The sequence below is a fragment of the Melaminivora sp. genome (genome assembly GCF_032059615.1).
In the GTDB taxonomy this organism is placed as follows: Bacteria; Pseudomonadota; Gammaproteobacteria; order Burkholderiales; family Burkholderiaceae_C; genus Melaminivora.
This window is the reverse complement of sequence record NZ_DAMCAM010000014.1, coordinates 44,267-53,538: the sequence shown is the minus strand read 5'-3', so window position 1 is coordinate 53,538 and position 9,272 is coordinate 44,267. Positions and strand designations below refer to the sequence as shown.

Genomic DNA, 9,272 nt, shown 5'->3' with positions numbered 1-9,272 from the left:
CGGCGCCGACGGAGCAGGTGGCGATGTTGATGCGCCCGCCGTCCAGGCCCTTCATCGCTATCTTGAAGCCTTCGCCCTCGCGGCCCAGCAGGTGGCTGGCGGGGATGCGCACGTTGTCAAAGCTGATGGTGCGCGTGGGCTGGCTGTTCCAGCCCATCTTTTCTTCCTTCTTGCCGTAACTGATGCCCGGCAGGTGGGCCGGAACGACGAAGGCGCTGATGCCGCCGGCACCCGATTGCGCATCGCCCGTGCGGGCCATGAGCACCAGGACGTCGGTCGAGCCGGCGCCGCTGATGAAGGCCTTGGCGCCGTTGATGACGTATTCATGTCCGACCCGTTCGGCGCGGGTCTTGATGGAAGCGGCATCCGAGCCGGCGCCGGGCTCGGTCAGGCAGTAGCTGGCCAGCTTTTGCCCGCTGGTCAGCGGCTCGCCCCATTCGGCGCGCACTTCATCCGTGGCCCAGGTGCCCAGCATCCAGGTGGCCATGTTGTGAATGGTGATGAAGGCCGTGGTGCTCGGGTCCACGGCGGCCATTTCCTCGAACACCAAGGTGGCGTCGAGGCGGGGCAGCGCCAGGCCGCCGGCGTTCTCGGGCGCGTACAGGCCGCAGAAACCCAGCTCGCCCGCCTTTTGAATCGCCTCGCGCGGGAAGATGCCCTCGGCGTCCCAGTGCGCGGCGTGCGGCGCCAGCTCCGCCTGCGCGAACTGCCGCGCCGCGTCGGCAAAGGCGCGCTGGTCTTCGGTCAGGTCAAAGTTCATGCGCGAAGGTCTCCTCGGATACTCATGTTTTTGTAGCTGCCAGCGCTTGTCCAGTAAGCGCTGGAGGCCGATTTGGTGCCCAACGGCAAAACCTGGGCGCGCACCCAGGCCAGCAGACGCTGCGCAAGGGCCGCCCCGCAGCACTGGCGTCGTCCCCCTTCCAAGTCGCGCAGCGACGCCAGGGAAGGGGGAAGGCGCGACAGCGCCTCAGGGGGATGTCACTTCAGACTAATCGTCGTATTGACGCCATGGTGCAGCGTGCTGTCGTCAAACCAGCGGGCGGTGACGGTCTTGGTCTGCGTGTAGAACAGCACGACCTGCTTGCCGTAGGGACCCAGGTCGCCCAGCTTGGACGCGCGGCTGCCCGTGAAGGAAAACAGCGGGACCGGCACCGGCACCGGCAGGTTGATGCCGACCTGGCCGACGTCGATCTCTTCCTGGAACATGCGCGCGGCGGCGCCGCTCTGCGTGAAGATGGCCGTGCCGTTGCCGTTGGGGTTGGCGTTGATGAACTCGATGGCCTGCTCCAGGTCGTCGGCTTCGACGATGGCCAGCACCGGGCCGAAGACCTCCTGGTCATAGATCGTCATGCCGGGCTTGACGCCGCTGAAGATCGTCGGGCCGACGAAGTTGCCCTTCTCGAAGCCTTGCACCTGCGGGTTGCGGCCGTCCAGCTCCAGCGTGGCGCCTTCCTGCACGCCGCGCTCGATCAGGCCCTCGACCCGCTCGCGCGCCTGGCACGAAATCAGCGGGCCCAGGTCCGCGCCCGGCGTGGTGCCGGCGGACACCTTCAGGCCCTTGGTCTTCTCGACGATCTCGGGGATCCACTTGCGGGCCTCGCCCACCAGCACCAGCACCGAAATCGCCATGCAGCGCTGGCCGGCCGCGCCGAAGGCGGCGCCCAGCACGGCGTTGAGCGACTGCTCCTTGTTCGCGTCGGGCATGACGATGGCGTGGTTCTTCGCGCCCATCATGCATTGCACGCGCTTGCCGGCCAGGCTGGCGCGGTTGTAGACATGCGTGCCGACCTTGGTGGAGCCGACGAAGCTGATGGCCTTGATGTCCGGGTGGTCGCAGATGGCGTTGACCACGTCCTCGCCGCCGTGCACCACGTTCAGCACGCCGGGGGGCACGCCGGCTTCAAGGGCCAGCTCGCACAGGCGCATGGTGACCATGGGGTCCTGCTCGGAGGGCTTGAGCACGAAGGTGTTGCCCGTGGCGATCGCCATGGGGAACATCCACAGCGGGATCATGGCGGGGAAGTTGAACGGCGTGATGCCGGCGCACACGCCCAGCGGCTGCATGACGGTGTAGGTGTCGACGCCGTTGGCCACGTTGTTGGCCAGCTCGCCCAGCTGCAGGTTGCCGATGGCGCTGGCGTGCTCCACCACCTCCAGGCCGCGGAACACGTCGCCCTCGGCGTCGGGCAGGGTCTTGCCCTGTTCGGCCGTCAGCAGCGCGGCCAGCTCCTTCATGTTCTCGCGGATCAGCTGCTGCAGCTTCAAAAAGATGCGCGAGCGGGTACCGATGGGGGTCTTGCGCCAGGTCTTGAAGGCTTCTTTGGCGTTGGCCACGGCGGCGTTGACTTCCTCGGGCGTGGCGAAGGGCACGCGCGCCAGCACTTCCTGCGTGGCGGGGTTGACCACGTTGCGCCACTGGGTGGTCTTGGATTCGACCAGCTTGCCGTCGATCAGCAGCTTGACCGTCGGGGCCTGCACGTTCTGGGTGGTGGATGCGTCCATGGCGCGTGTCTCCTTGAAAGAGGGGTGGGAAGGGTGATGCAAAACGGCGTCTATGGTAGGCGTGCAAAATTACAGGGGCAATAGATAATCGCGCACCTTGGCTTTGCAAATTTGCACAACCGGCACTGAGGCACCATGGACTGGGACAACCTGCGCTACTTCCTGGAGCTGGCCCGTACCGGCACCCTGGCCGCTGCCGCGCGCCGCTCGGGCGTGGAGCACACCACCGTGGCCCGGCGCATCCAGGCGCTGGAAAAGCAGATGGGCGCGCCGCTGTTCGCCCGCGACGCGGCCGGCCACCGGTTGACCGAGGCCGGCCGCCAGCTGCTGCCATCGGTCGAGGCCATGGAGGCCGCCGTGCTGGGCGTGGAGCGCGCGTCGCCCGCCAACGCCGCCGCCGGCGGCCCCAGCGGCCTGGTGCGCGTGGGCGTGACGGAGGGCTTCGGCACGCTGATCCTGGCGCCGCACCTGGCGCACCTGGCGCGCCAGCACCCGCATCTGTCCATCGACCTGCTGGCCGTGCCGCGCATGCTGCACCTGTCGCGGCGCGAGGCGGACATCGTGATTTCGCTGGAGCGGCCCAAGCGCGGCTCGGTGCTGGTCACCAAACTGGCCGACTACACGCTGCACCTGTACGGCCAGCGCGAATACCTGGCGCGCCGCCCGCTGGTGGCGCGGCGCGAGGACCTGCGCCACCATGACTTCGTCAGCTACGTGGACGACCTGCTGTTCTCCAAGGAGCTGCAATTCATCGACCAGCTCTGGCCGCCCGAGCGCTTTGCCCTGCGCAGCACCAGCGTGACCGCGCAATACGAGGCCGTGCGCGCCGGCGCGGGCCTGGCCGTGCTGCCGGCCTTCCTGGCCGACCGCGACCCGACCCTGGCGCGCGTGCTGCCGGCCGAGGCGCGCTTCGTGCGCACCTTCTGGATGAGCATGCCGGCCGAGGCCAAGCACCTGGCGCGCACGCAGGCCGTGTGGGCCTTCCTGAAGGACGTGGGCCAGCGCGAGGCGGCGCGGCTGCGGCCGAGTGGATGAGCGCAATGGATGAGCGCAATGGATGGGCACCAGGCTTCACACGCGGGGTGCTGTCGCAAACAAGGGGCGCACGGGTGGCTGGGGGTGCTTCATGGCTTGCGCCAGGTCGTAGTTGGCCTGCATGGCAAGCCATGCACGGGCCGTGCTGACGCCTGCCCGTTCCAGCCTGATGGCCAGGTCGGGACTGACGGCAGCCTTGCCGTTCAGTACCCGCGAAAAAGCCACGCGGGACATGCCCAGGCGCTCCGCCGTCTCGGTTACGGACAGGCCCAGCTCGGCTACCACATCCTCGCGCAACAGCTCTCCGGGGTGAGGGGGGTTCTTCATCATCTTTCGCACTCCTTGTCAGTGGTAATCCACATAATCGACCAGCTCCACATCGGCCGCCCCGGCAAAACGGAAAATCACGCGCCAATTGCCGTTCACCGTGATTGACCAGAAGTCTTTGAGCTCTCCTTTCAGTGGGTGAAGCCGAAACGCTGGAAAGCTCAGGTCTTCCGGCCCCGCGGCTACGTCGAGCGCACCCAGGATGCGGCCCAGCTTGGCTGCATGGGTTGACTGGATACCCTTCGTCGTGCCGGTGCGGTAGAAGGCTTCAAGGCCCTTGTGCCGAAATCCTGTAATCATTTCCGTGTTGTATCGTGCATCGTTGCTAGATGCAATCGGGCGTCTGTGCTGCAGTGCAAATCCGATAGCTGAAAGTCAAGGCCCTGCAACGCGAAGGAGCCTTTTTCATGCAAACTGCCCACCCTGAGGAGTCCCGATCGCTGGAGCGTTTCCTCCAGGCCCAGCAGCGCGACTACGACCAGGCCCTGGCGGAGCTGCGGGCCGGCGCCAAGCGCACGCACTGGATCTGGTATGTGCTGCCGCAGCTGCGCGGCCTGGGGCGCAGCCACATGGCCTGGCACTATGGCCTGGCCGACGGCGCCGAGGCTGCGGCCTACGCCGCGCATCCAGTGCTGGGCGCGCGCCTGCGCGAATGCGTGCGCGCCCTGCTGGGCCACCCGGGCCGCAGCCCCGGGCAGATGCTGGGCGCGGTCGATGCCCTCAAGCTGCGCTCGTGCCTGACCCTGTTCGCCCAGGTGGCCCCGGAAGATCCGCTGTTCGCCCAGGCGCTGAACGCCTTGTACGGCGGGGTGCCCGACGAGGCCACGCTCGCCCTGCTGCAGCCGCAGCGCTGACCTGCCGGCGCGCGTACGCAGTTCTGCGCAAGGGTTCTCCCCAGTGCCGGCGGCGCCGGGCTGGGGCACGATTGCTGCACTGCAACATTTGCCGTGCCGCCCGCTTCCGCCCCGCCTCGGCGCCCCGCCGCAGCCACCGCCCTCCCTCGCCATGCGCCCCTTCCTGCCCACCCGTCGCCAGTTCGTCCAGGCCGCTGCCGCCGCGGCGCTGCCCGGCGCGGCCTGGGCGCTCAGGCCCCTGGCCGGGGGCATGGCGGATGGCCCCGCGGCCGGCGGTGGCGGCGCACCCATCCGCGTGGCCGTGGGGGCGCAGGCCACCCTCTACCACCTGCCGCTGCTGGTCGCGCAGGAGCTGGACCTGTTCGCCGCCGAGGGCCTGTCCGTGCAGGTCACCGATTACGCCGCAGGTGCGCAGGCGGCGCGGGCGCTCGCGGCGGGCGCGGCCGATGTCTGCTGTGGCGCCTATGAGCATGTGGTGCGCGGCCAGTTGCGCGGCGACGACTGGCGCAGCCTGGTGCTGCTGGCGCGCGCGCCGCAGATCGCGCTGACGGCCCAGGCCCGCTACGCCAGCGCCGAAGGCCTGTCGCGCCTCAAGGGGCTGCGCGTGGGCGTGACCGCGCCCGGCTCGTCCACGCACTACCTGGCCAGCCTGTGGCTGCGCGAGGCGGGCATCGCCCCCGGCGACGTCAGGTTTCTGGCTGTGGGCAACGGCGCCGCGGCCGTCGATGCGCTGCGGCAGACGCGCGTGCACGCGGTGTGCCATGCCGATCCGGTGATCACCCTGCTGGAGCAGCGGCTCGATGCGCGCGTGCTGGCCGATGCGCGCTCGCTCAAGGGCTCGGCCCAGCTCTACGGCGGGCCCATGCCCGGCGCCTGCCTGTTCGCCCCGCAGCTCTTCGTGCAGCGCCAGCCACGCGAGGCGCAGGCGCTGGTACACGCCATGGCGCGTGCGCTGCGCTGGCTGCAGACCGCCAGCCCCGCGGACCTGACGCGCGTCGTGCCCAAGGCCTATCTGCTGGGCGACCGGGGCGCCTACCTGGCCGCGTTCGAGAAGGTGCGTGAAACGCTTTCGCCCGACGGGCTGATGCCGGCCGACGGCCCGGCCACGGCCCTGCGCGCCGTCACGCGCGCCGAGCCCGCCGCCGCCCAGGCGCGGGTGTTGCTGGAGAAAACCTACAGCAACAGCTGGGCGCAGCGGGCGCAGCAGCGGCTGGAGCAGGTCTAGTTTTATCCCGCGCCCTCTGTGGGGACCACGTCTTGCTCCTTCCCCCTCTGGGGGAAGGTGGGGATGGGGCGGCTGGCGGTGGGAGCCGGCGCCGCAGTGCAGGGAGGGTTGGCCCCCACCCCAACCCTCCCCCGGAGGGGGAGGGAGTAATAGGCGAAACGGCCGATAGCCCGCGCCGGCTATGGAGTTTTAGCTATTAAATTTGATTTCAACGCCGCTTGGGCTGCGCACGCACCTTGGCCGGTGCGCGGGCGCTGGCGGCGGCCGGGCGGGCGGCGCCCGGGCGCGAGGCCGCCGTGCGCGTGCTGGGGGCGGGTGCTGCCACGGGCTGCCTGGGGCTGGTGCGCGCCAGCGACTGCGCCGTCAGGCGCACGGGCAGGTACATGGTGACGCTCTCGCCCGGCTTGAAGCGGCTGCTGGTCTTCAGGTCGTTCCAGTCGGCCACGTCGGCGGCGCTGACCTTGTAGCGCTGGGCGATGCTGGCCACCGTGTCCCGCTTGCCCGCGCGCACGGTGGTGCGGCGCGTGACCACCTCGGGGGTGAAGGCGATCTGGCCGTTGTCGGCCAGGTGGCTGGACACGTCCTGCCGCGTGGTGGCCGCGCGCGGCACCATGAGGGCCGAGCCGGCCTTGATCATCATGCGCGGCGGGATGCCGTTGACCTGGCGCAGGTCGGCCTCGCTCATGCCGGCGTGCTGGGCGGCGGCGGCGGCGGTCATGTTGCCGGGCACGGTCCAGACCGTCCAGCTGGCGTACTGGCCTTCGCTGTAGGCCTCCAGGTTGCGGCGAAAGACCTGGGCGTTGTCCCAGGGCAGCAGGATGCGGGGCATGCCCGCGGCCAGGATGACGGGCCGGTGCAGCGAGGGGTTGAGCGCGCGGAAGTCCTCCTCGCGGATGCCGGCCAGGCTCGCCACCAGCGAGACGTCGATGTCGCGCGTGATCTCCACGCTCTGGAAATAAGGGTGGTTCAGGATCAGCGGCAGCTCGGCGCCGAAGCGCTCGGGGTCGGCCACGATGTTCTTCACCGCCTGCAGCTTGGGCACGTACATGCGCGTCTCGGCGGGCATGGTCAGCTCCGGGTAGGTGGTGCCCAGGCCCTGCTTCTCGTTCCTGGCGATGGCGCGCGAAACGCTGCCTTCGCCCCAGTTGTAGGCGGCCAGGGCCAGGTGCCAGTCGCCGAACATGTTGTGCAGCTTCTGCAGGTAGTCCAGCGCCGCGCGGGTCGAGGCCAGCACGTCGCGCCGGTCGTCGCGGAAGGCATTCTGCTTCAGGTCAAAGTAGGTGCCCGTGGCCGGCATGAACTGCCACATGCCCGCAGCCTTGGCGCTGGAGACGGCCTGCGGGTTGAAGGCGCTCTCGATGTAGGGCAGCAGCGCGAGTTCGGTCGGCATGCCGCGGCGCTCCAGCTCTTCGACGATGTGGAACAGGTACTTGCGCGAGCGCTCGGTCATGCGCTGCATGTAGTCGGGGCGGCTGGCGTACCACTGCTCGCGGTCGGCGACCAGCTCGCCGTCCAGGTCGGGCATGGCAAAGCCGCGGCGGATGCGGTCCCACAGGTCGGCTGGGGCGTCGATGCCCGCCACCATGCGCCCGCCGGTCGAGCCGGCGGTGATGGGCCGCAGCGGCCCGGCCGGGTAGAGCGGGGTGTGCGCGAGGTCGGTGCCGGAGGAAGAAGCGTCGCCAGGGGCAGTGGTGGCGCAGCCGGTCAGCCACAGCAGGCTGGCAAGCATCAGCAGGTGCAGGAATCTCATCGGAACTCGTTCTTCCATTGGCGCAGTGCCGCGAACACGGACACGGGCGAGGCAGGGTCCACGCGGGCGTCGTAGCGGCGTGCGGCCTCGGCCACGGCTGCTTCGCGCGTGCGCAGGAAAGGGTTGATCTGGCGCTCCAGCGCCAGGGTGGAGGGCAGGGTGGGCAGGCCGCGCTCGCGCAGCTGCTCGCAGTGCCGGCTGTGCTGGAGCAGTGCGGCGTTCGTTGGTTCCACCGCGCGGGCGAATTTGAGGTTGGACAGGGTGTATTCGTGGGCGCAGCACACCTGGGTGTCGCCCGGCAAGGCGGCCAGGCGCTCGAGCGATTGCAGCATCTGCCCGGGCGTGCCCTCGAACACGCGGCCGCAGCCGCCGGAAAACAGCGTGTCGCCGCAAAACAGCAGCGGCCCGCCCGCGCCCGCGTCGGCGCAGTGGTAGGCGATGTGGCCGGCGGTGTGGCCGGGCACGTCGATGACTTCAAAGGCCAGGCCGAGCGCCGTGACGGTGTCGCCACCTGTCACGCGCGCGACAGGCTCGGGCAGGGCCTCGCGCGCCGGGCCGTGGACGACGGCGCCCGTCTTCGCGCGCAGCTCGGCCACGCCGCCGGTGTGATCGCCATGGTGGTGCGTGACTAAAATCGCCGCCAGCGGCAGCCCCGAGCTGCCCAGCGCCGCAAGCACGGGCGCAGCGTCACCCGGATCCACCACCACGGCGCCCCGGGCGCCTTCGAGCATCCAGATGTAGTTGTCGGCGAAGGCGGGCAGCGGCAGCAACTTCATGAGCGGCGAGATTATAGGTTTGCACCACTGGCTGGATACCCCCCCCGGCCGCCATCTGCTGGCCTGGGAGCAGGCGCGCCACGACGAGCTGGTCGCCGACGTCTTCGGCTTTCACGCGCTGCAGCTGGGCCTGCCGGCGCTGGACGGCCTGCGCGCCAACCGGATGCCGCACCGCTGGCTGGCGCTGGGCGAGGCCGAAGGCCAGGCTTTTTCTGCCGATGGTCTGGCGGGCACGACGCCCGGGCTGATGGCCGAGCCCGTGATGCTGCCCTTTGCCGAGGCCAGCGTGGACCTGGTCGTCATGCCGCACACGCTGGAGCTGAGCGTGGACCCGCACGCCGCGCTGCGCGAGGTGCAGCGCGTGCTGGTGCCCGAGGGGCGCGTGGTGATCAGCGGCCTCAACCCCTGGAGCCTGTGGGGCCTGCGCCAGCGGCGCGCGCGCCTGTACCAGAGCGTGGGCGCGGGCGGGCGGCGTTATCTGCCCGAGGCGGGCGAGTTCATCGCGCCCGGGCGGCTGCGCGACTGGCTGCAGCTGCTCGATTTCGAGCTGGAGAGTGTCAGCTACGGGTGCTTTCGACCGGCTGTGCAGAGCGAGCGCTGGCTGGCGCGCTGGGAATGGATGGACGGCCTGGGCGCGCGCTGGTGGCCGGTGTTCGGCGCGGCCTACATCACGGTGGCCGTCAAGCGCGTGCATGGTGCGCGGCTGCTCGAGCCGGCCTGGCGCAGTGCCAGCCCGGCCGTGGCGGCGCAGGCCCAGGTGGCCCGGCGTCAGGCGCGGCGCTGAAGGCGGCGCCCCGGTTATT

At 70.0% G+C, this 9,272-nt stretch carries 10 protein-coding genes; 4 read left to right on the top strand and 6 right to left on the bottom strand.

The features are described from left to right. Together RT051_RS04945 and RT051_RS04940 are read right to left on the bottom strand one after the other, a co-directional pair. On the bottom strand, positions 1–760 hold a 760-nt coding region (locus RT051_RS04945; protein ID WP_313072842.1), incomplete at its 3' end, for an acyl-CoA dehydrogenase family protein. Positions 761–978: 218 nt separating this feature from the next. Continuing rightward, on the bottom strand, positions 979–2,502 hold the full coding sequence (locus RT051_RS04940) for a CoA-acylating methylmalonate-semialdehyde dehydrogenase (protein ID WP_313072839.1): 1,524 nt from the start codon (positions 2,500–2,502) through the stop codon (positions 979–981). A gap of 135 nt (positions 2,503–2,637) precedes the next feature. Between RT051_RS04940 and RT051_RS04935 the strand changes: the two genes are divergently transcribed. Continuing rightward, positions 2,638–3,537: a LysR family transcriptional regulator gene (locus tag RT051_RS04935; RefSeq protein ID WP_313072836.1), complete on the top strand. Its 900-nt coding sequence runs from the start codon at positions 2,638–2,640 to the stop codon at positions 3,535–3,537. 36 nt (positions 3,538–3,573) lie between these two features. On the opposite strand, the gene RT051_RS04930 is transcribed toward RT051_RS04935, so the two are convergent. Together RT051_RS04930 and RT051_RS04925 are read right to left on the bottom strand one after the other, a co-directional pair. Further along, positions 3,574–3,867 carry a HigA family addiction module antitoxin gene (locus tag RT051_RS04930; RefSeq protein ID WP_313072832.1) on the bottom strand — a complete coding sequence of 98 codons (294 nt, stop codon included), beginning with the start codon at positions 3,865–3,867 and terminating at the stop codon, positions 3,574–3,576. A gap of 15 nt (positions 3,868–3,882) precedes the next feature. After that, on the bottom strand, positions 3,883–4,164 hold the full coding sequence (locus RT051_RS04925; RefSeq protein WP_313072829.1) for a type II toxin-antitoxin system RelE/ParE family toxin: 282 nt from the start codon (positions 4,162–4,164) through the stop codon (positions 3,883–3,885). Positions 4,165–4,271: 107 nt separating this feature from the next. On the opposite strand from RT051_RS04925, the gene RT051_RS04920 reads away from it, so the two are divergent. Both RT051_RS04920 and RT051_RS04915 read left to right on the top strand, forming a co-directional pair. Then, on the top strand, positions 4,272–4,718 hold the full coding sequence (locus tag RT051_RS04920) for a DUF1810 domain-containing protein (RefSeq protein ID WP_313072827.1): 447 nt from the start codon (positions 4,272–4,274) through the stop codon (positions 4,716–4,718). A gap of 151 nt (positions 4,719–4,869) precedes the next feature. Continuing rightward, positions 4,870–5,943, top strand: coding sequence for an ABC transporter substrate-binding protein (locus tag RT051_RS04915; RefSeq protein ID WP_313072823.1), 1,074 nt, complete (start codon positions 4,870–4,872; stop codon positions 5,941–5,943). 208 nt (positions 5,944–6,151) lie between these two features. Here RT051_RS04915 and RT051_RS04910 read toward each other — a convergent pair whose 3' ends face one another. Both RT051_RS04910 and gloB read right to left on the bottom strand, forming a co-directional pair. Then, positions 6,152–7,693: a transglycosylase SLT domain-containing protein gene (locus RT051_RS04910; protein ID WP_313072819.1), complete on the bottom strand. Its 1,542-nt coding sequence runs from the start codon at positions 7,691–7,693 to the stop codon at positions 6,152–6,154. Beyond that, positions 7,690–8,469 (bottom strand): hydroxyacylglutathione hydrolase, encoded by a 780-nt coding sequence (gene gloB, locus RT051_RS04905; RefSeq protein ID WP_313072814.1) that lies wholly within the window; start codon positions 8,467–8,469, stop codon positions 7,690–7,692. The genes RT051_RS04910 and gloB overlap by 4 nt, the downstream gene beginning before the upstream one ends. On the opposite strand from gloB, the gene RT051_RS04900 reads away from it, so the two are divergent. Further along, complete coding sequence (locus RT051_RS04900; RefSeq protein ID WP_313072809.1) at positions 8,468–9,253, top strand: methyltransferase domain-containing protein; 786 nt, start codon at positions 8,468–8,470, stop codon at positions 9,251–9,253. The genes gloB and RT051_RS04900 overlap by 2 nt on opposite strands. The last annotated feature ends 19 nt before the right edge of the window (positions 9,254–9,272 follow it).

Excerpts from the sequence above, each read along its gene's own strand:
- RT051_RS04940 (WP_313072839.1), bottom strand. The coding sequence starts at position 2,502 with ATGGACGCATCCACCACCCAGAACGTGCAGGCCCCGACGGTCAAGCTG.
- RT051_RS04935 (WP_313072836.1), top strand. The coding sequence starts at position 2,638 with ATGGACTGGGACAACCTGCGCTACTTCCTGGAGCTGGCCCGTACCGGC.
- RT051_RS04930 (WP_313072832.1), bottom strand. The coding sequence starts at position 3,867 with ATGATGAAGAACCCCCCTCACCCCGGAGAGCTGTTGCGCGAGGATGTG.
- RT051_RS04925 (WP_313072829.1), bottom strand. The coding sequence starts at position 4,164 with ATGATTACAGGATTTCGGCACAAGGGCCTTGAAGCCTTCTACCGCACC.
- RT051_RS04920 (WP_313072827.1), top strand. The coding sequence starts at position 4,272 with ATGCAAACTGCCCACCCTGAGGAGTCCCGATCGCTGGAGCGTTTCCTC.
- RT051_RS04915 (WP_313072823.1), top strand. The coding sequence starts at position 4,870 with ATGCGCCCCTTCCTGCCCACCCGTCGCCAGTTCGTCCAGGCCGCTGCC.
- RT051_RS04910 (WP_313072819.1), bottom strand. The coding sequence starts at position 7,693 with ATGAGATTCCTGCACCTGCTGATGCTTGCCAGCCTGCTGTGGCTGACC.
- RT051_RS04900 (WP_313072809.1), top strand. The coding sequence starts at position 8,468 with ATGAGCGGCGAGATTATAGGTTTGCACCACTGGCTGGATACCCCCCCC.
- gloB (WP_313072814.1), bottom strand. The coding sequence starts at position 8,469 with ATGAAGTTGCTGCCGCTGCCCGCCTTCGCCGACAACTACATCTGGATG.